The sequence below is a fragment of the Micromonospora sp. CNZ296 genome, assembly GCF_007827635.1.
Map to the genome: position 1 here is coordinate 19166 of NZ_VISW01000013.1, position 24159 is coordinate 43324.

Consider the following 24159-nt stretch of genomic DNA (forward strand, 5'->3'; position numbering starts at 1 on the left):
TGGCCCGGCCGGACGAGATCGTCAGCGCGTACCGGTGGAGATCGTCACGCCGCGGTGAGGGCGTCACCTCGAAGTGGATCCGCTGGTCACGCCGTGTCAGGCTGGTGCGGTGAGCGAACCGGGCGGAACGGAGACGTCGGCGACGCTGCGTCGCATCGAGCGGGCGGCGGGCGGCCTGGCCACCGCCAGCGTGGCGCGGATGGACGAGACGCTGCCGTGGTTCCGTGAGCTGCCCGCCGACCAGCGCTCCTGGGTCATGCTCGTCGCCCAGGCCGGCGTGCGCTCGCTGGTGCTGTGGCTGCGCCAGGGCGGCGGCGCGACCGACCGCACCCAGGAGGTGTCGGACGAGGTCTTCGCCGCCGCACCCCAGGCGCTGGCCCGCTCGATCAGCCTCCAGCAGACCGTGGCGCTGATCAAGGTGACCATCGACGTGGTCGAGGAGCAGGTGTCGGAGCTGGCCGTACCGGGCGAGGAGCAGTCGCTGCGGGAGGCGGTGCTGCGCTTCTCCCGGGAGATCGCGTTCGCCGCCGCACGGGTCTACGCCCGGGCCGCCGAGAGCCGCGGGTCCTGGGACGCCCGGTTGCAGGCGCTGCTGGTCGACGCGCTGCTGCGGGGCGACTCCCCGGACGTGCTGGCCAGCCGCGCCGCCGCGCTGGGCTGGACGGACGCGCCGCCGGTGGCGGTTGCGGTGGGCCGCTCCCCCGGCGGCGAGGTGGCAGCCGTGCTGCACACCGTCTACCGGCAGGCCCGGCGGATCGGCGTCGAGGTGATCGGCGGCGTGCACGGCGACCGCCTGGTCATCGTGCTGGGCGGGGCTGCCGATCCGGTGGCGGCCACGGAGAAGCTGCGTACCGCCTTCGGTGAGGGGCCGGTGGTGGTCGGGCCGGCGGTGCCCAGCCTGGACGAGGCCACCGAGTCGGCGCGGGCCGCGCTGGCCGGGTTCCGGGCCGCGCCGGCCTGGCCGACCGCGCCGTGCCCGGTCGCCGCCGACGAGCTGCTTCCGGAACGCGCGCTGGCCGGTGACACCGAGGCCCGCCGCCGGTTGCGCCACGACGTGTACGCGGCACTGGCCCGCTCCGGCGGCGAACTGCTGGAGACGCTCGACGCGTTCTTCGCCGCCGGCGGCACGCTGGAGAGCGCGGCCCGGGCGCTGTTCGTGCACCCGAACACCGTGCGCTACCGGCTGAAGCGGATCGCCGAGGTGACCGGATTCTCGCCGCTGGCCCCGCGCGACGCGTTCGCGTTGCAGGTCGCGCTGACAGTGGGACGCCTCGACCCGGTGGTGCCGACGGTCTCCGACCGGCGATGATCGCCGACAATCTTTGTAGGATTCCTCTAAAGGTTCTAGTGCGGTTTGGTGCCGTACGTTACAGCGCGGCACGCCGGTATCCGTCAGAGTCGTACACGTGCTCGCCGTACTCTCTCCCGGACAGGGTTCGCAGAAGCCCGGCTTCCTCGCGCCGTGGCTCGACCTCCCCGGCGCCGAGGCGCGTCTGCGCTGGTGGTCGGCGCTGGCCGGGGTGGACCTGATCCACCTGGGCACCCGGGCGGACGCGGACGAGATCAAGGACACCGCCCGTACCCAGCCGCTGCTGGTCGCCGCCGCGCTGCTCGCCGCCGAGCACCTGCCGATGCACGACGTCGGGCTGGTCGCCGGGCACAGCGTCGGCGAGCTGGGCGCCGCCGCGCTGGCCGGGGTGCTGCCGGCCGAGGCCGCCGTGACGCTCGCCGGCGTACGCGGGCGGGAGATGGCCGCCGCCTGCGCGCTGGAGCCGACCGGGATGGCCGCCGTGCTCGGCGGCGACCCGGACGAGGTGCTCGCCGCGCTGACGGCGCACGGGCTGCACCCGGCCAACCGCAACGGCGCCGGTCAGATCGTGGCCGCCGGCGCTGTCGACGCGCTGGACAGGCTCGCCGCCGAGCCGCCGACCCGCACCCGGGTCATCCGGCTCCAGGTGGCGGGCGCGTTCCACACGCCGTACATGGCGCCGGCCGAGACCGCGCTCGCCGCGGTCGCCGCCGGTGTCCCGGCCTCCGCCCCGGCCCGGATCCTGCTGTCCAACCTCGACGGCGCACCGGTCGGGCACGGCCCCGAGACGGTACGCCGGCTCGTCCGGCAGGTGACCGCTCCGGTCCGCTGGGACCTGTGCACGCGTACGCTGGCCGACCTCGGCGTCACCGGCGTGATCGAGCTGCCGCCGGCCGGCACCCTGGCCGGGCTGGTCAAGCGGGAGCTCAAGGGCGAGGGCGCGCCCGAGATCGTCACCCTGAACACGCCGGCCGACCTGCCCGCCGCGCGCCGCCTGATCGCCCGGCATGCCGGTCCCGCCGCCCGGCCGACCGCGCCGTCGTTCCGGGTGGTCGTCTCCCCCGCCGCCGGCCGCCTCGACCTGTCGGCCGGACCGGCCGAGGGTGCCGGGGTACGCGCCGGACAGGTCCTCGGCCACGTCACCACGGGCCGGGGGCCGGTCGAGGTGACCGCGCACGACAACGGGCCGCTCGTCGAGTGGCTCGCACACCACGACGACCCGGTCGCACCGGGCCAGCCCCTCGTCCGTATCGGAGGAACGCACTAAATGGCCGGCAGCCGGATCGTCGCGATGGGGCACTACCAGCCCTCCCGCGTCGTCACGAACGACGAGATCGCCCAGATGGTCGACACCAACGACGAGTGGATCCGGGACCGGGTCGGCATCGTCACCCGGCGGATCGCGGGCGACGAGACGGTGGCCGACATGGCCACCGCCGCCGCCGGCAAGGCGCTCGCCAACGCCGGGCTGACCGCCGCCGACATCGACCTGGTCGTGGTGGCGACCTGCACGTCCGTGGACCGCAGCCCCAACGTGGCCTGCCGGGTCGCGGCCAAGCTGGGCATCAACGCGCCCGGGGCGTACGACCTCAACACCGCCTGCTCCGGTTTCGCGTACGCGCTGGGCACCGTGGACCACGCGATCCGGGCTGGCGCGGCGCGCAACGCGATCGTCATCGGCGCGGAGAAGCTCTCCGACTTCACCGACTGGACCGACCGCTCGACCTGCATCATCTTCGCCGACGGCGCCGGGGCGGCGGTGGTCAGCGCGACCGCCGACGACGAGCCGGCCGGGATCGGGCCGGTGGTCTGGGGCTCCGCGCCGGAGAAGAGCGACGCGGTCCGGATCGAGGGCTGGCAGCCGTACATCACCCAGGAGGGGCAGTCGGTGTTCCGGTGGGCCACCACCGCGCTGGCCCCGCTCGCGCTCCAGGCGTGCGAGCGCGCCGGGGTGGACCCGTCGGAGCTGGCCGCGTTCGTGCCGCACCAGGCCAACGCCCGGATCATCGACGGCATCGCCAAGCGGCTGAACATCCCGGACGCGATCATCGCCAAGGACATCGTCGAGTCCGGCAACACGTCGGCGGCGAGCATCCCGCTGGCCCTGTCGAAGCTGGTCGAGCGGCGGGAGGTGCCCTCGGGCGCCCCGGTGCTGCTGTTCGGTTTCGGCGGCGGCCTGACCTACGCCGGTCAGGTCGTGCGCTGCCCCTGAGACCCCCTCGGGCGCGAACGCGCCGAGGTGTGTGACCGGCGACGCCGGTCACCGGTAACCCCCGATGAGAGGAACCAACCGCAATGACCCGTGACGAGATCACCGCCGGCCTCGCCGAGATCCTCGAAGAGGTTGCCGGGGTGAACCCGGACGACGTGGCCGAGGGGAAGTCCTTCACCGACGACCTCGACGTCGACTCGCTCTCCATGGTCGAGGTCGTGGTGGCGGCCGAGGAGAAGTTCGGCGTCAAGATCCCGGACAACGAGGTGCAGAACCTCAAGACCGTCGGGGACGCGGTCAGCTACATCGAGGCGCAGTCCTGATCATGAGTCGTCCCGACGTCGTCGTCACCGGGCTCGGCGCGACGACCCCGCTCGGCGGGGACGTCGCGTCGACCTGGGACGCCATGCTCGCCGGCCGCTCCGGGGTGGGTGCGCTCACCCAGGAGTGGGCCGCGCAACTGCCCGTCCGGATCGCCGCCGAACTGGCGGTCGACCCGTCCGAGGTGCTGGACCGGGTGAAGCTGCGCCGGCTGGACCGCTCGGAGGCGATCGCCATCATCGCCGCCAAGCAGGCGTGGGCAGACGCCGGTCTGGACGAGGCCGGGCCGGACCCGGAGCGCCTGGCGGTGAGCGTCGGCTCGGGCATCGGCGGCGCCACCACCCTGCTCGCCCAGGACGACATCCTGGAGGCGTCCGGACCGCGGCGGGTCTCCCCGCACACCATCCCGATGCTGATGCCGAACGGCCCGGCCGCCTGGGTCGGTCTGGAGCTGGGCGCCAAGGCCGGGGTGCACACCGTGGCCAGCGCCTGCGCGACCGGCGCGGAGGCGATCGCGCTGGGGCTGGACATCATCCGCGCCGGCCGGGCCGACGTGGTGGTGGCCGGCGGCACCGAGGCGGTCATCCACCCGCTGCCGATCGCCGGCTTCAGCTCGATGCGGGCCATGTCGACCCGCAACGACGAGCCGGAGCGGGCCTCCCGGCCGTGGGACTCGGGTCGCGACGGCTTCGTGCTCGGTGAGGGCGCGGGCGTGGTGATCCTGGAGCGCGCCGACCACGCCGCCGCCCGGGGCGCCCGGGTGTACGCGCGCCTGGCCGGCGCGGGGATCACCTCGGACGCGTACGACATCGTGCAGCCGCACGCCGAGGGTGAGGGCGCCATCCGGGCCATCGCCCGGGCGATCGCCGACGCGGACGTGGCCCGTACCGACATCGTGCACGTCAACGCGCACGCCACCTCCACCCCGGTCGGGGACATGCTGGAGATCGGCGCGCTGCGTCAGGCGGTCGGCGACCACCCGGTGCTCACCGCCACGAAGTCGATGACCGGGCACCTGCTCGGTGCGGCCGGCGCGCTGGAGTCGATCGCCACCATCCTGGCCATCCGGGACGGCGTGATCCCGCCGACGATCAACCTGGACGACCCGGACGAGGGCCTGACGCTGGACGTCGCGGCGCACAAGGCACGTCACATGGAGATCCCGGCGGCGCTGAACAACGCGTTCGGCTTCGGCGGGCACAACGTGGCGCTGGTCTTCACCCGCCCCTGAGGTTCCGCCCTGAGGTAAGGAAGGGCCCCTTCTTAACAGTAACTGTTAAGAAGGGGCCCTTCCTCTACCGCAGGCGTTAAGAGGGGGCCCTTCCTTACACCTCAGCCGCGGTTGCGGGGGTGCTGCCGGGCGGTCCGCTCGTTGCCGCGCCGGTAGTTGCCGGTCCACCGGGCCATGGCCAGCTGCGGGTCGTCGCCGACCTCGGCCAGGAACTGCGCGGCCCGGCCGCCGCGCAGCGTGCCGGCGACCCGGCCGTGATGCGTGATGACCACCGTGCCGTCGGCGCGCTCGACGTAGCGGAAACCCTGTGCTGCCTCTCCCATGGGCGCCACCCTGCCAGCCGGGGCCGCCCGGACGCATCCGGGTTTCGGCGCGATCCGGGCGGGCGGCCGGGTCAGGTGCGGCAGGTGGTGGCCGGCAGGCCGGAGACCGGCACCGGGGAGCGGCCGGCCGGGCGGGCCTTGCCGGCGAGCACCGCGGCGAGCCCGGTCATCGAGGCCCGGGTGGAGGAGTAGGTCGCCATCAGCGTCGGGGACTTCGCCCCGGACAGCACGTACGGCGTGTCCATCGCCACCGTCACGGCGGCGCCGGCGCTCAGGTCCTTCGCGCCGTCGCCGTAACCGACCAGGTGCACCACCGTGCCGCCGGAGGGCACCACCTTGACCCCGGCCGCGGTGAGCGCCTCGGTCAGCAGCTTGCGGGTGCGCTCCCGGCCGCCGGAGGAGGTCACGCTCACCGGGCCGGTCACCGCCCCGCCGCACTTGCCGCGCAGCACAGTCACGGCGGCGGTGGCCAGGTCGTCGGCGGCCTTGCGGTGGGCTGCGCCGTCGAGCGTGGACAGCGCGGGCGCGTCCCGCCCGGCCAGCCGGAACTTCATGGTCAGCACCCGGGTGACCGCCTCGACCAGGCGGGCGCGGGGCAGCGAGCCGTCCTTGAGCGCGGCGCGCAGCCCGTCGTACGCCTGGGTGACGTTCGGGGTCATCAGGATGAGATCGTTGCCGGCGTTGAGCGCGCGTACGGCGGCCTCGCCCGGCGACCACTTCTTCGCCGGGGCCATGTTCATCCCGTCGGTGATCACCACGCCCTGGAAGCCGAGCTGGCCGCGCAGCACGTCGGTGAGCAGCTTGCGGGAGAACGTGGCAGGGGTGCCCGGGTCGACTGCCTTGACGTCCAGGTGGGCCGACATCACCGCCATGGCCCCGGCGCCGATGCCGGCCCGGAACGGCGGGAACGCGAGGCGGTCCAGCTCGGCGCGGGACTGCTTGATCACCGGCAGTTCGGTGTGCGAGTCCTCGGCGCTCAGGCCGTGCCCGGGGAAGTGCTTGACCGCGGCACCGACGCCCTCGGCCTGCAGGCCGCGTACCGCACCCGCCACCTGGGGGGACGCGGTCGCCGGGTCGGCGCCGAAGGACCGGGAGCCGATCACCGCGCTGCGGGTCGCCAGCACGTCGGCGACCGGCGCGAAGTCGAGGTTGACGCCCATGGCGGCCAGCTCTGCCCCGGCGGCCCGCCAGGCGGCCTCGGTCAGCGCCGGGTTCCCGGCGGCGCCGGCGGCGAGCGGGCTGGGCAGCAGCGTCACCCCGTCGGTGATCCGGGTGACCACGCCGTACTCCTGGTCGGTGCCGATCAGGAAGGGCGCGGCACCCGCGGGCAGCTTGCCGGCGGCGGCGCGCAGTCCGTCGGTGAGCGCACGGACCTGCTTGGGGTTGTCCACGTTCGTGGTGGCCTGGTTGCCCGAGGTCGGGTCGTCGGCGCTGAAGCCGACCAGGATCAGCCCGCCGAGCCGGTACTTCGCCACCATCTCGGCGGGGGTGTCGACCCCTGCCAGCGCCCGGTTCCCGGCGGCCGACCCGGCCGACACCTCGGTGGCCGAGCTGCCGTACGCGTACGGCATCAGCACCTGCCCGACCAGGTCCTCGTCGCTCAGCGTGCCGACGAGCGCGGCCGCGCGGGCGGCTGGATCGGCGGCCGGCGGGTCACTCGGCGCGGGCGCTGCGGACGACGGCGCCGGGCTCGTCGGGGCAGGTCGGGGCCGGTCCGGCCCGTCCGAGCACCCGGAGACGAGCAGCGCGGTCAGTGCGGCGAGCGCGACGGCGGAGCGCCGCGGGGAAATCGACACGCGGCCCACCGTATCGGGGCAACTCGGCCGCCGTCACCCGACCCGGGTGAGCAGCGTCACCGGCGCACCGTCCCCGGCGTACCGGTAGGGCTCCAGTTCGGCGTCCCAGGCGGTGCCGAGCGCCTTGTCCAGGGCGTGGGCCAGCGCCTCCGGGCTGCGTGCGGCGGCCATCAGGCTGCGGAGCCGGTCCTCGCCGAGCTGGATGTCGCCGGCCGCGCCGACAGCGGCGCGGAACAGGCCGCGGCCCGGTACGTACATGAAGCGCTCGCCGTCGACGCCGGGACTGGGTTCCTCGGTGACCTCGAAACGGATCATGGGCCACTGCCGGAGGGCAGCGGCCAGCTCCGCGCCGGTCCCCGGGCTGCCGGTCCAGCCGCACTCGGCGCGACGGGCGCCCGGGTCGGCGGGCTGCGCCGTCCAGTGCAGGTTGACCGGCGCGGCGAGGACGCGCGCGATCGCCCACTCGACGTGCGAGCACACGGCGAGCGGGGTCGAGTGGACGTATACGACGCCACGCGTTGGCACGGTGACCTCCCGATGAGCCGAGGTGCGTCTTCCCCTACGACCTCGTCCTACCGAGTGGTACCTGGCACACATGATGACCCGTGTGACTGGTGGTGCGCCAGCGAATCGGAAAATTCGCCGGGCCCCGGAGCGGGAAATACCCGGGTGGTGGAGCTGGTTGTGCCCTCTGACGCCGCGACGACCAGCCAGGTGTCGTGGTCGTGTACAGTTCTCTGGGCGGTTCTGTGCCGCCGTACATCTTCGCGGGCCGACGCCCACCCGGGCGTCATCCGCATACAGCCCCCGGACGGCTTCCGTCCCCACCGTACGTCTGCAAGGAGTACCTCCGTGGCGAGCAACACCTCTAAGACCGCGCGCGCGTCCGTCCGGGCCGGCCAGGCTGGCCAGGGTGGCGCCCTCAGCGTGCTAGGCGAGTTCAAGTACCTGATCCCGCTCAACGGCGGCAAGCACGCCTACGTGCGCAACCTGACCAACGGCAAGACCGCGCACCTGCGCACCGACTCCGACGCCTTCGTCGAGGAGATCCGCGTGCTGGCCGCCGCCGGCCACGCCGCCAAGATCCGCGCCGAGATCAACGGCCTGGCCGCGTCCTACCCGGACCACGGCTGGGACGCCACCGAGAAGCGCCTCGTCGAGGCCGGCGTCTTCGAGGGCTGAGCGCTCTCACCCGCACCACCGCGACCGCCCGCCGGGATCACCCCGGCGGGCGGTTTCGCGTCTGCTCCTGCGGCAACAGCGTCACCTCGCCCGTGGCCAGGTCGTAGAGCGCGCCCTCCACTGCCAGCTCACCTGCGTCCACCGGCCCGGCCAGCCGGTCGTCGCGGCGCAACGCCGCCACCGTGCGCCGGACGTGGCGGCGGATCGCCAGCGGATGCGCGTCCGGGTCGTCCACCCCGACGTCGGTGACCGCCGGGGCGATCCGGTCCACCACGTACGCCAGGTCCCCGCCGGGCCGGCGTCCGGTGCGCAGCGCCTCGACGGTCGAGCCGACCGCGCCGCAGCGCTCGTGGCCCAGCACCATCACCAGGCGTACGCCCAGTTGCTCCACCACGTACTCGATCGAGCCCCGGACGGCCCGGTCCAGCACGTGCCCGCCGGTACGGATCACGCAGATCGAACCGAACGTCTGGTCGAAGATCGCCTCCAACGGCACCCGGGAGTCGATACAGCCCAGCACCACCGCGTACGGCTGCTGGTCGCCGGAGGCCACCGCCGCGGCGGCGGTGACGTCGTGCCCGTGCACCGGCTGCCCGCTGACGAAACGGCGGTTGCCGGAGAGCAGCTCGGCCAGCGCGGCGCGCGGGCTGGTGGACGGCATGCCTCCCAGCCTGGTCACCGATCCGACCTCGTGGGGCCGGACGGGAATCTTCTCTCCGGGCCGGTTGCCGTGGTCTCATGGCGGGTAACGCCGGTGTCACCGCCGGGTCATCCGGTGGACACACATCGGCGGGCCCGGGAGGTGGACGATGCCGGACCTGGAACTGCGGCTCCCCGACGACGTACGCCTGCACGTCAGCGTCACCGGGCCGGTCGACGCCGAGGTCACCGCCGTCCTGCTGCACGGCTGGACGCTGGACGGGCGCAGCTGGCACCGTCAGGTCGCCGAGCTGCGGGAACGCTTCGGCGGCCGGGTCCGCCTGGTCACGTACGACGCGCGCGGCCACGGCCGGTCGAGCTGCCTGGCGCTGCGCGACGCCACCCTCGCGCAGCTCGGTGACGACCTGGCGGCGGTGATCGACGAGATCGTCCCGTCCGGTCCGATCGTCCTGGTCGGGCACTCGATGGGCGGGATGACGGTGATGGAGTACGCCCACCGGCACCCCGACCGGTTCGCCGCGCGTACCGCCGGGCTGGTCTTCGTCTCCACCACCGCCGAGGGGCACACGCACACCGCGTACGGCCTCTCCCCCCGGATCACCCGGCTGATCCGCCTGGCCGAGACCACAGGCGCCGGGGTGCTGGCCCGCTGCGGCGGCTGGCGGCCCCCGCACGCGCTGCTGCGCGCGCTGCGCCCGAGCATCCGCTGGATGCTGTTCGGCGACCGCTGCGACCCGGCCGACATCCGGCTGGTCACCTCAGCGGTGGCCCGGGCCACGCTGCGCTCGATCGGCGGTTTCCGCGCCTCGATCGGCGCCCAGCACCGGCTGGAGACGCTCGCCGCGCTCGGCGGGCTGCCGGCCGCCGCGCTGGTCGGGGACCGGGACCGGCTCACCCCGCCGCCCTGCGCCGAGTCGATCGCTGCGGCGCTGCCCACCACGGAGCTGACCGTCTGCCCGGGTGCCGGGCACATGCTCATGATGGAGCGCCCCGACGAGGTGAACGCAGCCCTCGCCGGCGTGCTGGACCGGGTCCTGGCCGGCCGGCCGGCGACCCGCCTCTGAGCGTCTCCCGCTCGCGAGCGGTACTGACGTACGCCACGTGCGCGGCATGCCCCGGCGTGGCGGTTGCCGGCGGACCGTACCCTCATTCAGCCCGTCGTGCCCTCCGAACACAGGAGCATCCGCGTTGACCGACCAGACCACGCTGGACCGGGAGATCGCCGCCGAGCAGCGCCACCTCGACCGGGTGTACGCCCGGCTGGCCGAACTGCGCCGGTCGGCGGCCGACGCCGAGCGGGAGGGCTACCGGCTGGCCCGGGTCGGCAACTTCGGCGCGCTGGTCGAGCGGGACGCGATGGTCTTCCACGCCGCCCAGCGCCGGCACGTGCTGGACGCCGAGCACGAGGGGCTGGTGTTCGGCCGGCTGGACCTGCGTACCGGGCAGGTGCTGCACGTCGGCCGTCTCGGCGTGCGGGGCGTGGACGCGGAGACGCTGGTGGTGGACTGGCGGGCACCCGCCGCCGCCGCGTTCTACCAGGCCACGCCCGCCGAGCCGCGCGGTGTGGTGCGCCGGCGCACGATCCAGTCCGCGTCCGAGAAGGTCACCCGGATCGAGGACGACCTGCTGGACCCGGAGGCCGCGCCGCCGGACATGGCGGTGGTCGGTGACGGGGCGCTGCTGGCCACGCTGTCCCGGGCCACCGGCCGGGGCATGCGCGACATCGTCGCCACCATCCAGCGCGAGCAGGACGAGGCGATCCGTTCCCCCGGCAACGGCGTCACGATCGTCTCCGGCGGCCCCGGTACCGGGAAGACGGCGGTGGCGCTGCACCGGGCCGCGTACCTGCTCTACTCCGACCGGGCCCGGTACGCCGGCGGCGGCATCCTGGTGGTCGGCCCGTCCGGTGTGTTCGTCGAGTACATCGCCTCGGTGCTGCCGTCGCTGGGCGAGGAGACCGCCACGCTGCACTCGCTGGGCTCGCTGTTCCCCGGCCTGTCCGCGTCCCGGACCGATCCGCCGGACGTGGCGGCGGTGAAGGGTTCGCTGCGGATGCGCCGGGTGCTGGAACGCGCGGTACGCGACGCGGTGCCGGACTCCCCCGCCGAGCTGCGCCTGCTCTACCGGGGCGAGCTGCTGCGCCTGGAACGCCCCGCGCTGGACGCGATCCGGGACCGGACGCTGGCCCGTGGGGCGCGCCGCAACGAGGTACGCCGGGCGGCGTTCGACGCGGTGCTCGCCGCGCTCTACACGCAGGCCCGCACGCTGCGGGTGGGCCGGCTGCCGGAGCAGCCCGCGTTCGAGGGCGAGATCATCGAGCGGCCGGAGTTCCGCGAGTTCCTCAAGGCCTGGTGGCCCCGGCTGCACCCGAGGCACGTGCTGGACTGGCTGGCCCGCCCGGACCGGCTGCGCCGCTACGCCGGTGGGATCCTCTCCTCGGCGGAGATCCGGCTGCTCGGCGACGCGTACCGGAGCCTCGCGACCGAAGGGCTGACGGTGGCCGACATCGCGCTGCTGGACGAGCTGGACGCGCTGCTCGGCAAGCCGGTGCGGCGGGCCCGCCCCAAGCGCGACCCGTACCAGCTCGCCGGTGGCGTGCGCGAGCTGAGCACGTACGCCGATCGGCAGCGCGCCGCCCGCGCGGCGGCGCGGGAGCGTCCGGACGACTACCGCGACTACGCGCACGTGGTGGTGGACGAGTCGCAGGACGTCTCGCCGATGCAGTGGCGGATGGTCGGCCGGCGCGGGCGGCTGGCGTCCTGGACGGTGGTCGGCGACCCGGCGCAGACCGCCTGGACCGGCGACCCGCAGGAGCTGGACCGGGCCCGGGACCAGGCGCTGGGCCGGCGCAAGCGGCACCGCTACGAGCTGACCACCAACTACCGCAACTCGGCGGAGATCTTCGCGGTGGCGGCGGCGGAGATCCGCCGGCTCTACCCGGACCTGCCGCTGCCCGACGCGGTGCGGTCCACCGGCGTGCCGCCGGTCGAGCGCACGGTGCCCGCCGCCGACCTGCCGGCGGCCACCGTCGAGGCGGCCGAGGCGCTGCTCGCGCAGGTGGAGGGCACCGTCGGCGTGATCACGCCGGTGCCGCGCCGGGACGAGGTGGCCGGCTGGCTGGGCGGGCTCGGCGCGGGCCGCCTCCAGGTGGTGACCAGCCTCCAGGCCAAGGGCATGGAGTACGACGGCGTGGTGCTGGTGGCGCCGAGCGAGATCCGGGCCGACCCCGGCTCGGGTGTCCGCACGCTCTACGTGGCGCTGTCCCGGGCCACCCAGCGTCTCACCACGCTCGACCCCTCCTGACGGACACCCGACCGTGACCCGGCTGTCACCCATCGTTCAGTTGCATACATAGCGATGTGAACATACATTGGGCCTGGCCGGTACGGGGCAGGAAGGGTGTTGGCGTGGGCGCAGGTCATGACCACAGCGGCGCGGTGACCAACGCGGCGCACCGCCACCGGGGCCGCCTCTGGGCCGCCTTCGCGCTGCTCGCCGCCCTGATGGTGGTCGAGGCGGTGGCCGCCTTCACGACCGGCTCGCTGGCGCTGCTCTCCGACGCCGGGCACATGTTCACCGACGTCCTCGGCATCGGCATGGCCCTCGCGGCGATCACCGCGACCCGCCGCGCCGGCACCGACCCGCAGCGCACGTTCGGGCTCTACCGGCTGGAGGTGCTCGCCGCCCTCGCCAACGCCGTGCTGCTCGGCGCCGTCGCCATCTACGTCCTGGTCGAGGCGGTACGCCGGTTCGGCGAGCCGCCGGAGGTGCTGGCCGGCCCGATGCTCGTGGTGGCGGTGCTCGGCCTGCTCGCCAACATCGTCGCGTTCGCGCTGCTGCGCGCCGGGTCGAAGGAGAGCATCAACCTGCGCGGGGCGTACCTGGAGGTGCTCGGCGACCTGCTCGGCTCGCTCGGCGTGATCGCCGCCGCGTTGATCATCACGGTCACCGACTGGTGGTGGGCGGACCCGCTGGTCGCCGTCGGCATCGGCGTGTTCATCCTGCCGCGCACCTGGCGGCTCGGCCGGGCCGCGCTGCGCATCCTGGTGCAGGCCGCGCCGGAGCACCTGCAGGTCACCGCCGTGCACGACCGGCTGGCCGCCGTACCGGGCGTGGCCGAGGTGCACGACCTGCACGTCTGGACGCTCACCTCGGGCATGGAGGTGGCCTCGGCGCACCTGACCACCGATCCGGGCGTGGACCCGGGCGTGGTGCTGGCCGCCGCGCGGGCCGCCCTGCACGAGGACTTCTCCATCGATCACGCCACGTTGCAGGTCGAACCCGGAGCGTCGGCCGGAGTGTGCGGACAGACCGAGTGGTGATTAGGACACACTTAAATCACTGTGGCTAATGTAGTCTTATGCCGGTTTTGCCCCGCCTAGTGGCACTGCTCCACGGAGCCGCGCCCGGGCAGCGCCGGTAGTCTCGGTCGCGGCCGCACCCGCGGGCGCCACCCGGCCCCGGTGGGGCGGCCGTCGCCTAATCGTCCGCAGGGACGAGCCGGGGAACCACGTACGTGGGGTGCATCCGCGTCAGCGGTAGGGATCTTCCGTCCCGAACCCGTCAGCTAACCCGGTCGGCGTTGACGGAAGGACGTGTGAATGCCCCCAGTGGCACCTGTACGACGGACGGCCGCCCGGTTGGCGGCCCTGCTCGTCGCGACGCTGACCCTCGGCGTCGCGACCGTTCCGGTCTCCCCCGCCTCGGCGGCGCCGGTGACCGGCCTGCTCGCCGCAGCGCCCGGCGACGACGAGGGTGGCACGCCCGAACTGCGTGCCCAGCTCGACGCGGCCAGCAAGGGCTGGCTGGAGGCGAAAGCCGCGCTGAACCGGTCGGTGAGCCGCCAGAAGCAGCTGAACGAACAACTCAAGACGGTCGGCGCCGAGCTGGCCGTACGCGACGCCAAGGTCGGCGAGATCGCCGCCGTGGCGTACCGCAACGGCCGTCTGGGGACCGCCGGGGCGCTGCTCGGCAGCAGCAGCCCGGAGGGCTTCATGGACCGGGCCGCCGCGCTGGAGCAGGTCGCCGCGCACGAGGACCGTACGCTGCGCGACCTGATCACCACCCGGGACGAGGCCACCCGCACCCGCGCCCAGCTCGACGGAGAGATCCGCGAGCAGCGCAAGCAGGTGACGGTGATGGCCAAGCGCAAGGAGCAGGCCGAGCGCGCCCTGGAGGTGGCGAACGACCGGGCCTCGCGCAGCAGCAGCGGCGGTGGCAGCGTCCAGGGCACCTCCAGCAAGAACGCGAAGCCGGCACCGCGCAACTCGGACGGCTCCTGGCCGTCGGAGTCGTGCAGCGTCAACGACCCGACCCCGGCGAACGGCTGCATCACCCCGCGCACGCTGCACGCGCTGCAACAGGCCAAGGCGGCGGGCTTCACCCGGTACGTCTCGTGCCACCGGCCCAGCGGCTCTGGTGAGCACCCGAAGGGGCGGGCCTGCGACTTCGCCGCGCAGAAGAACGGCTTCGGCGGCGTGGCCACCGGCGGTGACCGGACGTACGGCAACAACCTGGCCGCGTACTTCGTGCGCAACGCCGACCCGCTCGCCGTGCTCTACGTGATCTGGTTCAAGCAGATCTGGCTGCCCAGCAGCGGGTGGAAGTCGTACAGCGGCGGCAACGGCGACCCGTCCAGCGACCACACCAACCACGTGCACCTGTCGGTGTACTGAGCGCGCCCCGAGAGGGCCGGCCGGATCAGGCCGGCCGGCCCTCCAGGGTCGCTCCGAGACGAGCCGCCAGGCCCAGGTGAGCCGCCCGGGCCTGGCGGAACGCGTACCCGAACAGTGGCGCCGGAGCGGTGAGCGTGATCTCCACGTCGATGCGTACCGTGCCGTCCGGCTCGTCGCGCAGCCGGGTGTGGTTGCGGACCGTCGTCGCGGGCTGCTGACGCGCCACTGTGACGACCTCGTCCTCGCCGGCGATCAGCACGTCCGCCTGGTACGTGACCGGGAAGTGCAGCGGGCCGAGTTGCAGCCGGTCGGTGATCGCGTAGCTGGCCAGCGCGCCCGGCCGGGCCGGCAGCTTCCGGACCCGGACGATCAGCGGATGCAGCTCGCCCTGGCGACTCAGGTCACCCAGTAGCGCCACCGCTTCGGCCCGGGTGCACCGGGCCTGCACGGTGTAGCTGAAGCTGTCGCTGCTCTGCAAGCGGGCCCCCTCGCCGTCGTGCGTCGCGACGATCGTCCCGTACCGACGCCGGACTGGCAACGGGTAGAAAGTCCCCTGGCTGCAGGGGGTGTGAACGGCGCGCTCAGGCGCCGGGCAGCACCTCGGGGGTGTCGTCGGCGAACCACGGCTCGGGCGCGCCGAACAGGCCGAGCAGGCCGGTCACCCAGAGCTGCCGGTGCACGAACCGGCTCGGCTCGGTGACCACGAGCTTGACGCCGCTGACCTCGCAGGTCTGGAAGCCGGCGACCATGGCGCTGATGCCGACCGAGTCGATGAACGTGACGAGCCGCATGTTCAGCTCGATTCGCGAGGGACGGCCCTTGGCGAGCACTTCGGCGATCGCTTCCCGCACCTCGTACGCGGTGTCGACGTCGATCTCCCCACGGGGCGCGATCTGGACGACACCACCCGGCCGCACCGACTTCACGATCGACAGGCTCACGCGAGCACCTCCACTCGCCCATGACGGGCGCCTCATCAGTACGCGGGCCGCGACCGAGAGTATTCCTCCAACGGCCCGGTCGCCACCCCCCGGGATGAGCAATTCGCGAACTGGGCACACCTGGGCGTACCCAATCCGGACCTCCGGGTTCCAGTTTCCCCTGTATGGCGGGTCGCGGCCAACCGTGCGACCGGGCGGGCCCGCCGATCCGCCGACCAGGGTAGCGGGCGCACGCACGTCCCGTGGGCACCGGTCCCGGCGCGTTCGGGTGGTTCGTCCCGTTCGCTGCTCACGGCCGGGAACCACGGCGTGGTTTGCCACGCGCCCCGGTGGGGCACTGCCCGAGACAGTGAACCCGCCGGATGGACACCGGAGTCCGAAGTGGCCGCCGGCCTTCGGCACCCGAGGAGGTAGAACGATGTTCGGATCCAACCTGCTGGACCGCCGGGGCAAGGCCGAGCGGGTCGCCGACCAGGCGTGGCAGAACCTGCTCTCCGCCGCCGGTTCCGCCGGTGACAGCGTGCGCGACGCCACCCGGACCGCCCGCCGCAGCTCCTCCGGCCTGGCCGACGACGCCACCGACCTGGTCGGCTCCGCCGCCGACGAGGCACGCCGCCGGGCGTCCCTCGCCTTCGACGCGCTCGCCGGCCGCCGGCCCGCCCTGCCCTGGACGCTGCTGATCGCGGCGGCGCTGGCGGGCGCGGCGATCGGCTGGGCCGCCGGCACCGCGGCGCGCGCCGCCGGCAGCCGGGACCGGGCCGCGGACGAGATCGAGTTCGTGGACGTGGACCGGCCGAACTCGCCGGCCGGCCTGGACGGCTGACCCGCCCGTACGACACGACGACGGCCGCTCCCGGGACTCCCGGGGGCGGCCGTCGTGCTGCCTCACCCGCCCCGGGTGAGGCCCGCTCACCCGGGGCGCGCGCAGGATCGCGGGTGCGGGACCACGTGCCCGCGCCGCGATCGACGGGAGGGGGAGCCGGATGGCCACCGACACGATCACGCGTACCGACCGGGACATCCAGTCCGCCGTGCTCGACGAGCTGACCTGGGAGCCGCGGGTCGGCCCGGACGAGATCGGAGTGACCGTCACCGAGGGCGTGGTGACGCTCACCGGACGGGTGGACAGCTACGCCAAGAAGTGGGCCGCCGAGCGGGCCGCGCACCGGGTCGCCCGCGTCCGCGCGGTCGCCAACGACATCGCCGTCCGGATCGACACCGCGGCCGGGCGGGAGGACCCGGAGATCGCGGTCGCGGCCGTACGGGCGCTGGAATGGGACGCGTTCGTGCCGATCGAGGCGTTGCAGGTGACGGTGGCCGACGGCTGGGTCACGCTGCACGGCGAGGTCGAATGGGAGTACCAACGGCGGGCCGCCGAACGCTCGGTCGCCCGGCTCACCGGCGTGTGCGGGGTGAGCAACGGCATCGCGGTACGCCCCGCCGTGCGCGCCGACGGCGGTGACCTGGCCGAGCGGATCGTGGATGCGCTGGCCCGCAACGCCGCCACCGAGGCCGAGCAGGTCGACGTGCGGGTGCACGGCGACACGGTGCTGCTGGACGGGCAGGTCCACTCCGCAGGCGAGCGCGAGGAGATCGAGCGGGTGGTGTGGAACGCCCCGGGCATCCGGGAGGTGCGCAACCACCTCGCCGTGCGCTGACGGAACCACCCCGCCCGGGTGAGCCCGCCTCACCCGGGCCGCGGCCATGGTGGGAGGCATGAGTGATCCGAACGGGCTGATCACACCCGGGCGGGCCGCGCCCGGGTTCACGCTCCCGGCGGCGCCGGACGGACGGGAGGTGGGCCCCGGGCAGTTCCGGGGCCGTCCCGTGGTGCTGGCCTTCTACCCGGCGGACTGGTCACCTGTGTGCGGCGAGCAGATGACCCTGTACCAGGCCGCCCTGCCCGAGCTGGAGCGGTACGACGCGGTGCTGCTGGGCATCTCGGTGGACAGCGTCGACTCGCACCGGGCGTTCGCCGAGAGCCGGGGCATCCGGTTCCCGCTGCTCGCCGACTTCGAGCCCAAGGGCGAGGTGTCGCGCCGGTACGGCGCGTACGCGCCGCACGGGCAGTCGGACCGGGCACTCGTGGTCCTCGACCCGGACGGCCGGGTGGCCTGGAGCCATCTGTCCCCGCCCGAGGTGAACCCGGGCGTGGACGGGATCCTCGACGCACTGGAACAGCTGGACGCGGATCGGCGGGTGAGTACCGGATGACCACGCCCCTTCAGGTCACCACCGCGCGGCTGCGGATCCCGGTGACCGAACGCGACCATGTCCGCGGGCCGGTGGACGCGCCGGTCACCGTCGTCGAGTACGGCGACTTCCAGTGCCGGTTCTGCGGCGCCGCCTACCCGAACCTGGCGGAGGTGCTGCGCCAGCGGGCCGACATGGTGCGTCTGGTGTACCGGCACTTCCCGATCACCAACGTCCACCCGTACGCGGAGACCGCCGCGGAGACCGCCGAGGCCGCCGCCGCCCGGGGCCGGTTCTGGGAGATGTACGACTGGCTCTACCAGCACCAGGACCAGCTCGACCAGGTGCACCTGTCGCTCGGCGTCGAGCAGATCGGCCTGTCGCCGGAGGAGATCGCCGCGGAGGTCGGCCGGCAGGAGTACGCCGACCGGGTCCGGCAGGACTTCGTCGGCGGCATCCGCAGCGGCGTCAACGGCACCCCGACGTTGTTCGTCAACGACGTCCGGCACGACGGCGGCTACGACCTGGCCGAACTGCTGGCAGTGGTGGACGCCGCCACCGACGACGGCTGACTGTCAGATCAGCCGCAGCTCGCGCGCCCGCCGGACGGCGTCCCGTCGGCGGGTCGCGTCGAGCTTGCGGTAGATGTTGCGCACGTGCGTCTTGACCGTGTTGACCGACAGTGACAGCTCGGCGGCGATCTCCACGTTGGACAGGATGCTCTGGAGATAGCGCAGGATGGTCAGTTCCCGCTCGGTGAGCGGCTCGTCGAGCGACCGGGCCGGACCGTCGGCCGGTGCCGCTGCCGGTTGCGCGTCCACGCCCCGGACCAGCTCGCTCACCGTGGCCCAGTACGCGGTGCCCGAGTCCAGGCGCGCGGCGAGCAGGTCCCGTACCCCCGGGTCGGCCCGGGTGAAGACGCGCCGGAAGCCGTCCGGCTCGGCGAGCGCCAGCACCTCCTCCAGCAGCCGCCCGGCGCGCCGAGCGTCACCGGAGGCGTCGGCGAGCGCCGCGTCGAGCAGCCCGGCGCCCAGCCGCACCGGCAACGGCCAGTCCGCCGCGCCGGACGCGGTCCAGTCGGGAAGTGCACGCTCGGCCGCGCGGGCGTCACCGGCGCGCAGCCGCAGCCGCGCGGCCACCAGCGCCGGCGCCGGCCCGTCACCCGCCGCGTCGAGCAGCGTCCGGGCACCGTCGACGTCGCCGACGGCGACGCGTACCTGGGCCTCGTCGGCGGCGAGCCATTCGCCGAGCTCCGCGCCGGGCGCGACCGCGCGCGCCCCGGCGAGCGTGCGCAGCGCGCCGCCCGGGTCGCCGCCGTCGGCCAGCAGCCCGGCCCGGCACAGCGCGGTGAGCGCCGCGCCGCCCGGCTCCGCACCGGCCGGCCCGGCGAGCGCCAGGTGGGCCGTGGCCTCCGCCGGCCGGTCCCGCTGCCAGTCCACGAACGCCAGCGCCAGGTACGCGTAGCCGCAGTCGGACCGCGACGACCAGCCCTGACACGGCGGCATCGCCAGCGCCTCCCGGGCCAGTTCCTCGGCGGCCCGCAGCGCGCCCCGGGCCGCCTCCAGCAGCGCCGAGCGGCTGACGCAGAGCAGTTCGGTACGCGGCCGCCCGGCCCGCCGCGCCGCCTCCCGCGCGGCGGCGAACCGGTCCCGGGCGGTGGACAGCTCCCCCTCGGCCAGCGCGACCAGCCCGTGCGCGGCACCGGCCACCGCGCGCACGTCGTGCCGCTCGGCCGTCCCGGCGCGCGGATCGCCGGGATCACCGGCAACGGCACTGTCGGCGTCCGGGCCGCCCGGGGACTCGTCAGCGGCGATGGTGGCCAGCAGGCGGTCGGCGGCCCGGCGTACCTCCTCGTGGTCGCCGCCGAGCCGGGCGAGGCTCAGCTCCACGGCGGCGGCCAGCCGGCCGAACCGGTCACGGCGGGGCGCGGGCAGGCCGGCGGCCTCGGCCAGCGCCCGCCGCAGCTGCGCGTCGGCGGCGGCCCGATCCCCGGCGTACGCCCGTTCGGCGGCGGCGGCCAGCGCCAGCTCCGGATCCCGGCGGACCGCCTCGGCCGGCGGCTCGGGCGGAGCGGGTACGGCGGCCGGTTCGTCCGGCGCCAGCTCGGGCCAGCGGGTGACGAGCAGTTCGGTGGCGTCGGCCCACTCACCGGCGAGAAGCGCATGCCGCAGCGCCTCGGCCGGACGGTCGTGGGTGCCGTACCAGCCGGCGGCCCGCCGGTGCAGTTCCCGCACCTCGTCGGCGGGCAGCCGGTCCAGCTCGTCGCGCAGCACGTCGGCCAGCAGCGGGTGCGGCCGGTACCAGGGTGGGCTGCCGCCGTCCTGGTGGAGGAAGCCGCCCTCCCGGGCCGCCTCGGCGAGCAGGTGCCCGGCGTCGGGCCGCCCGGTCAGCGCGGCCGCCAGGTCGGCGTGGACCGCGACGGCCACCGCCACCCGGCGCAGGACGTCGCGGGTCGCCGGTTCCAGCGGGGCGAGCACCTCGTCCCGCAGGTACGCGGCGACGTCCGGCTGGTCACCGGCGAACCGTTCCACGGTGCGCGCCGGGTCGGCGCCGTCGCCGAGCGCGAGCGCGGCGAAGCGCAGCCCGGCCGGCCAGCCGGTGGTCCGTTCGACGAGCCGGGTCACGGCCGGGGCGGGTACGGCCACGCCGTGCGCGACGAGCAGGTCGGCCACCTCGTCGGCGGTGAACGCCAGGTCGTCGGCGCCGATCACGGTCAGCTCGCCGGCCAGCCGCCAGCGGTGCAGCGCCAGCGGTGGTTCGCCGCGCGCGCCGGCCACCAGCCGCAAGCGGCCGTCGGAGTGCCGGAGCAGGAACTCCAGCCCGGTCAGGGCGGCCGGGTCGGTGACCCGGTGCAGGTCGTCCAGGACCAGCAGCACGGGTCGTTCACGGGTGGCGAGCGCGGCGGCGAGCGTTTCGAGCTGCTCGGGCCGGGGCGGCCCGTCCGGCATCGGTGGAGGGCCGTCGTCCGGATCGTCGGCGGCGGCGGTACGCAGGGCCGCCGCGAGGTAGCCCCAGAGCCGCCGGGTGGTCTCCCCCTCGGCCACCGTGACCCAGGCCGGCGCCGGCCCGTCCCGTTCCCCCTGCGCCCAGGTCGACAGCAGCGTGGTCTTGCCCCAGCCGGCCGGCGCGCAGACGAGCGTCACCGGCCCGGACGCGCCCTGTTCCAGCCGGTCGAGCAGCCGGGGACGCAGCAGGACCGGCTCGGGCGGCACGGGCGGCGTCAACCGGGACGCCAGCAGCGGCGGGCCACCCGGCAGCGCACCACCGGCGACATCGGGCGAATCGAGGCCGGTGGTGAGCAGATCGGGCGTACCGGTGATGTCGCTTGTGCCGCTCGGTGCGGTGACGACCTGGTCTGCCTCCTCCGGCATGCGTCCCTCCCCCCGTCGGTGCGGGCAGCGGTTACCCGCAGCGCGCCGGTTCACCCCTTCGGGGCGAACCCCGCTCACCCGGGCGGCGCGCACCCTGTAGGCACGCGGGGTGGCCGGACGGGTTGGTCGGTCACTCGGGGACGGCGGGAGGTCAGGTGGCGCGGAGCGGGCGGCTGGCGGCGGGCGTGCTGGTGCTGGCGGGGGTACGGGTGCTGGCTCCGGCGGGCGCGCGGGTGCTGGCCCGCCGCCGGGCGCGGCGGTCCGGCGCCGACCCGCGGCCGGGCCGGTGGCAGGTGGTGACGATCGCCGGGGCGCCCGAGCAGGTGCTCCCGGCCGGGCGGTGGCCCGAGCCGCTGCGCCGCCTCGACGGCGCGGTCGAGCTGTGGGCCCGTCCGGCCCCCGGCGGTCGCGGTACCGAGCTGGCGGTCCGCCCGCTGGGCGGGGAGTGCACGCTCCCGGGGTTCGCCGCACACCTGGTCGGCGACGACCCGGGCCGGTTCCTGCGCCACGTGCTGCGGCAGACCAAGCAGCTCCTGGAGACCGGCGAGGTGCTGCGGGCGGACCGTTCGCCGCTGGACCGGCCGGGGACCGTGACGTGAGGGCGCTGTGCTGGGCGGGAGCCGGTCTCGTGGAGGTGCGCCGCGTCCCGGACCCGGAGCTGCGCAACGCCCAGGACATGATCGTCCGGGTCCGGCGGAGCACGACCTGCGGCGCGGACCTGCCGCTTCTGGCCGGGCAGGTGCCCGAGGCGTCCGCCGGGGAGGTGCTCGGACGCGAGTTCCTCGGCGACGTGGTCGAGGTCGGTCCGGAGGTACGCCGGCACCGGGTCGCCGACCGGGTGGTGGTGGGCGCGGCGGTGGCCTGCGGGGCGTGCTGGTTCTGCCGGCAAGGGCTGCCGGCGTGCTGTGACAACGGCACGAGCGGCGTGGTGGCCGAGCCGGAGTGGGGGCAGCCGCCCGCCGGCGGGTACGGCCGCCCGGCCCGGCTGGGCGGCTTCGCCGGTGGTCACGCCGAGTACGTGCGGGTGCCGTACGCCGATGTGGGCGCGTTCGCTGTGCCGGAGTCGGTGAGCGACGAGCGGGCGGTGTTCGCCGCCGACGCCGCACCGGCCGGCTGGTACGGCGCCGAGCTGGGCGAGGTCGCCCCCGGCGACGTGGTGGCGGTCTGGGGCGCGGGCGCGGTCGGCCAGCTCACCGCCGACGCGGCGGTGGCCCGGGGCGCGGACCGGGTGGTGGTGGTCGACGACCGGGACGACCGGCTGCGGATGGTCACCGGGCACGACGGCGTGGAGGCGCTCAACCACAGGTACGTGGACGTGCTCGCCGAGCTGCGCGAACGCAGCGGCGGCCGGGGCCCGGACGTGTGCGTCGACGCCTCCGGGGTGCCGGCCGCGCCGGGCCGGTGGCCGGTGGCCGAGCCGGACGGCGGGGCGGCGCTGCGCGAGGCGGTGCACGCCTGTCGCAAGGGCGGCGTGGTGGTGGTGCTCGGCGCCCGGCCCGGATTCGTGGACCGGTTCCCGCTCGGCGCGTTCGCCGACAAGGGGCTCGCCGTCCGCGCCGCCCGGCGCCGGGGCAGTGCCGCGATCCCGGCGCTGCTGGAACGGATGGCCCGCGACGAGCTGGTCACCGAGCACCTGGCCACCCATCGGATGCCGCTGGAGCGCGGCGCCGAGGGGTACGCGTTGTTCCGGGACCGGGCTGACGGCTGCGTCCGGGTGCTCTTCACCCCGTGAAGGTGGGCGCTGTGGATGGCACACTCGGCGGATGCGCGCAGACCGTCCGTACGACCTCGTCCTGTTCGGCGCCACCGGCTTCACCGGCGGACTGACCGCCGAGTACCTGGCCCGGCACGCGCCGGACCGGCTGCGCTGGGCACTAGCCGGGCGCAACCCGGACAAGCTGGCCGCGGTGCGGGAGCGGCTGGCCGCGATCGACCCGGCCCTGGCCGACCTGCCGCTGCTCACCGCCGACGTGACCGACCCGGCGTCGCTGCGGGCGGTGGCGGAGAGCGCCCGGGTGGTGGCCACGACAGTCGGCCCGTACGTGCACCACGGCGAGCCGCTGGTGGCCGCCTGTGCCGCGGCCGGCACCGACTATCTCGACATCACCGGCGAGCCGGAGTTCGTCGACCGGATGTACGTGCGGCACCACGCCGAGGCGGTGCGCACCGGGGCGCGCCTGGTGCACGCCTGCGGTTTCGACTCGATCCCGCACGACCTGGGCGTCTGGTACACGGTCAAGCAACTGCCGGCGGACGGGCCGATCGCCGTGGACGGCTACGTGCGGGCCGGTGGCCGGTTCTCCGCCGGGACGTACCACTCGGCGCTCACCGCGTTCTCCCGTACCGGTGAGATGAGCCGGGCGGCGCGGGCCCGCCGGGCGATGGAGCCCGGCCCGGACGGACGCCGGGTCCGCGCGGTGCCGGGCAAGGTCGGCCGGGTACGCGAGTTCGGCCAGTGGGCGGTGCCGCTGCCCACCATCGACCCGCAGGTGGTCCGCCGGTCCGCGGCGGCCCGCCCGGAGTACGGCCCGGACTTCCGCTACCGGCACTTCGCGGCGATGAAGCGGCTGCCCACTGTGCTGGTCGCCGGCGTCGGACTGGCCGGTGTGGTGGGGTTGGTGAAGGTGGCGCCGACGCGGCGCTGGCTGCTCGGGCGGCTCGCCTCCGGGCAGGGCCCGACCGCCGAGCAGCGGGCCAAGTCGTGGTTCCGGGTGCGGTTCGTGGGCACCGCCGGCGACCGGCGGGTGGTGACCGAGGTGGCCGGCGGCGACCCGGGTTACGACGAGACGGCCAAGATGCTCGCCGAGTCGGCGCTCTGCCTGGCCTTCGACGACCTGCCGGAGACCGCCGGGCAGGTCACGCCGGTCACGGCGATGGGTGACGCGCTGCTGGATCGGCTGGTACGCGCGGGCATCACGTTCCGCACGCTGCCGGCGTGAGGTTGA

The 24159-nt window shown here is 74.9% G+C and carries 24 protein-coding genes and 1 riboswitch; of the genes, 17 read left to right on the forward strand and 7 right to left on the reverse strand.

What is annotated here, in order from left to right; genetic code table 11:
* The first annotated feature begins 73 nt into the window (after positions 1 to 73).
* The 5 genes from FB455_RS21315 (at position 74) to fabF (ending at position 5073) form a co-directional block, all read left to right on the forward strand.
* A complete protein-coding gene (locus tag FB455_RS21315) occupies positions 74 to 1309 on the forward strand; it encodes a PucR family transcriptional regulator (protein ID WP_225319759.1) in 1236 nt (411 codons plus the stop codon).
* 97 nt (positions 1310 to 1406) lie between these two features.
* Positions 1407 to 2576 carry an acyltransferase domain-containing protein gene (locus FB455_RS21320; protein WP_013287837.1) on the forward strand — a complete coding sequence of 390 codons (1170 nt, stop codon included), beginning with the start codon at positions 1407 to 1409 and terminating at the stop codon, positions 2574 to 2576.
* Positions 2577 to 3521 carry a beta-ketoacyl-ACP synthase III gene (locus FB455_RS21325; protein ID WP_013287838.1) on the forward strand — a complete coding sequence of 315 codons (945 nt, stop codon included), beginning with the start codon at positions 2577 to 2579 and terminating at the stop codon, positions 3519 to 3521.
* Between the two features lie 83 nt (positions 3522 to 3604).
* Positions 3605 to 3844 (forward strand): acyl carrier protein, encoded by a 240-nt coding sequence (locus tag FB455_RS21330; RefSeq protein WP_007072348.1) that lies wholly within the window; start codon positions 3605 to 3607, stop codon positions 3842 to 3844.
* A gap of 2 nt (positions 3845 to 3846) precedes the next feature.
* A complete protein-coding gene (fabF, locus tag FB455_RS21335; protein WP_013287839.1) occupies positions 3847 to 5073 on the forward strand; it encodes a beta-ketoacyl-ACP synthase II in 1227 nt (408 codons plus the stop codon).
* Between the two features lie 101 nt (positions 5074 to 5174).
* Here fabF and FB455_RS21340 read toward each other — a convergent pair whose 3' ends face one another.
* The 3 genes from FB455_RS21340 to FB455_RS21350 all read right to left on the reverse strand — a co-directional run bounded on the left by FB455_RS21340 (position 5175) and on the right by FB455_RS21350 (position 7717).
* Positions 5175 to 5396: a hypothetical protein gene (locus tag FB455_RS21340; RefSeq protein WP_013287840.1), complete on the reverse strand. Its 222-nt coding sequence runs from the start codon at positions 5394 to 5396 to the stop codon at positions 5175 to 5177.
* Positions 5397 to 5467: 71 nt separating this feature from the next.
* Positions 5468 to 7192, reverse strand: a complete 1725-nt coding sequence (locus FB455_RS21345) for a glycoside hydrolase family 3 protein (RefSeq protein WP_071098153.1) — start codon at positions 7190 to 7192, stop codon at positions 5468 to 5470.
* 33 nt (positions 7193 to 7225) lie between these two features.
* Positions 7226 to 7717, reverse strand: coding sequence for a DUF3145 domain-containing protein (locus FB455_RS21350; protein WP_013287841.1), 492 nt, complete (start codon positions 7715 to 7717; stop codon positions 7226 to 7228).
* A gap of 327 nt (positions 7718 to 8044) precedes the next feature.
* On the opposite strand from FB455_RS21350, the gene FB455_RS21355 reads away from it, so the two are divergent.
* Positions 8045 to 8374 (forward strand): hypothetical protein, encoded by a 330-nt coding sequence (locus tag FB455_RS21355; protein WP_013287842.1) that lies wholly within the window; start codon positions 8045 to 8047, stop codon positions 8372 to 8374.
* A 37-nt stretch (positions 8375 to 8411) separates the two neighbouring features.
* Here the strand turns inward: FB455_RS21355 and FB455_RS21360 are convergent, their stop codons facing one another.
* Positions 8412 to 9035, reverse strand: coding sequence for a carbonic anhydrase (locus FB455_RS21360; RefSeq protein WP_013475616.1), 624 nt, complete (start codon positions 9033 to 9035; stop codon positions 8412 to 8414).
* Positions 9036 to 9183: 148 nt separating this feature from the next.
* Here FB455_RS21360 and FB455_RS21365 point away from each other — a divergent pair, with 148 nt between their 5' ends.
* From FB455_RS21365 to FB455_RS21380, 4 genes are all read left to right on the forward strand, one after another.
* Positions 9184 to 10098, forward strand: a complete 915-nt coding sequence (locus tag FB455_RS21365; protein WP_013475615.1) for an alpha/beta fold hydrolase — start codon at positions 9184 to 9186, stop codon at positions 10096 to 10098.
* 124 nt (positions 10099 to 10222) lie between these two features.
* Complete coding sequence (locus tag FB455_RS21370; RefSeq protein WP_145754769.1) at positions 10223 to 12337, forward strand: AAA family ATPase; 2115 nt, start codon at positions 10223 to 10225, stop codon at positions 12335 to 12337.
* A gap of 104 nt (positions 12338 to 12441) precedes the next feature.
* Positions 12442 to 13356, forward strand: coding sequence for a cation diffusion facilitator family transporter (locus tag FB455_RS21375; RefSeq protein WP_145754772.1), 915 nt, complete (start codon positions 12442 to 12444; stop codon positions 13354 to 13356).
* Positions 13357 to 13500: 144 nt separating this feature from the next.
* Positions 13501 to 13631: riboswitch (cyclic di-AMP (ydaO/yuaA leader) on the forward strand.
* A 4-nt stretch (positions 13632 to 13635) separates the two neighbouring features.
* The gene (locus FB455_RS21380) at positions 13636 to 14709 is read left to right on the forward strand and encodes a coiled-coil domain-containing protein (RefSeq protein WP_013287847.1); all 1074 of its coding nucleotides are present in this window, start codon (positions 13636 to 13638) and stop codon (positions 14707 to 14709) included.
* Positions 14710 to 14734: 25 nt separating this feature from the next.
* On the opposite strand, the gene FB455_RS21385 is transcribed toward FB455_RS21380, so the two are convergent.
* Both FB455_RS21385 and FB455_RS21390 read right to left on the reverse strand, forming a co-directional pair.
* Positions 14735 to 15187 (reverse strand): SRPBCC family protein, encoded by a 453-nt coding sequence (locus tag FB455_RS21385; protein WP_013287848.1) that lies wholly within the window; start codon positions 15185 to 15187, stop codon positions 14735 to 14737.
* A gap of 103 nt (positions 15188 to 15290) precedes the next feature.
* Positions 15291 to 15650, reverse strand: a complete 360-nt coding sequence (locus FB455_RS21390) for an STAS domain-containing protein (RefSeq protein ID WP_013287849.1) — start codon at positions 15648 to 15650, stop codon at positions 15291 to 15293.
* Positions 15651 to 16068: 418 nt separating this feature from the next.
* Between FB455_RS21390 and FB455_RS21395 the strand changes: the two genes are divergently transcribed.
* The 4 genes from FB455_RS21395 (at position 16069) to FB455_RS21410 (ending at position 18415) form a co-directional block, all read left to right on the forward strand.
* On the forward strand, positions 16069 to 16473 hold the full coding sequence (locus tag FB455_RS21395) for a hypothetical protein (RefSeq protein WP_013287850.1): 405 nt from the start codon (positions 16069 to 16071) through the stop codon (positions 16471 to 16473).
* 160 nt (positions 16474 to 16633) lie between these two features.
* Positions 16634 to 17308, forward strand: a complete 675-nt coding sequence (locus FB455_RS21400; protein ID WP_030271660.1) for a BON domain-containing protein — start codon at positions 16634 to 16636, stop codon at positions 17306 to 17308.
* A gap of 58 nt (positions 17309 to 17366) precedes the next feature.
* Positions 17367 to 17864: a redoxin domain-containing protein gene (locus tag FB455_RS21405; RefSeq protein WP_013475609.1), complete on the forward strand. Its 498-nt coding sequence runs from the start codon at positions 17367 to 17369 to the stop codon at positions 17862 to 17864.
* Positions 17861 to 18415, forward strand: coding sequence for a DsbA family protein (locus FB455_RS21410; protein ID WP_013475608.1), 555 nt, complete (start codon positions 17861 to 17863; stop codon positions 18413 to 18415). The genes FB455_RS21405 and FB455_RS21410 overlap by 4 nt, the downstream gene beginning before the upstream one ends.
* Positions 18416 to 18418: 3 nt before the next feature.
* On the opposite strand, the gene FB455_RS21415 is transcribed toward FB455_RS21410, so the two are convergent.
* The gene (locus FB455_RS21415; RefSeq protein ID WP_145754775.1) at positions 18419 to 21214 is read right to left on the reverse strand and encodes a winged helix-turn-helix domain-containing protein; all 2796 of its coding nucleotides are present in this window, start codon (positions 21212 to 21214) and stop codon (positions 18419 to 18421) included.
* A gap of 155 nt (positions 21215 to 21369) precedes the next feature.
* Between FB455_RS21415 and FB455_RS21420 the strand changes: the two genes are divergently transcribed.
* Genes FB455_RS21420 through FB455_RS21430 form a run of 3 tightly spaced genes read left to right on the forward strand, consistent with a single transcriptional unit; the run spans position 21370 to position 24153 of the window.
* Positions 21370 to 21813, forward strand: coding sequence for a hypothetical protein (locus FB455_RS21420; RefSeq protein WP_013287855.1), 444 nt, complete (start codon positions 21370 to 21372; stop codon positions 21811 to 21813).
* A complete protein-coding gene (locus FB455_RS21425) occupies positions 21810 to 22946 on the forward strand; it encodes an alcohol dehydrogenase catalytic domain-containing protein (protein WP_145754777.1) in 1137 nt (378 codons plus the stop codon). The genes FB455_RS21420 and FB455_RS21425 overlap by 4 nt, the downstream gene beginning before the upstream one ends.
* Positions 22947 to 22977: 31 nt before the next feature.
* Positions 22978 to 24153, forward strand: coding sequence for a saccharopine dehydrogenase NADP-binding domain-containing protein (locus FB455_RS21430; protein ID WP_145754779.1), 1176 nt, complete (start codon positions 22978 to 22980; stop codon positions 24151 to 24153).
* The last annotated feature ends 6 nt before the right edge of the window (positions 24154 to 24159 follow it).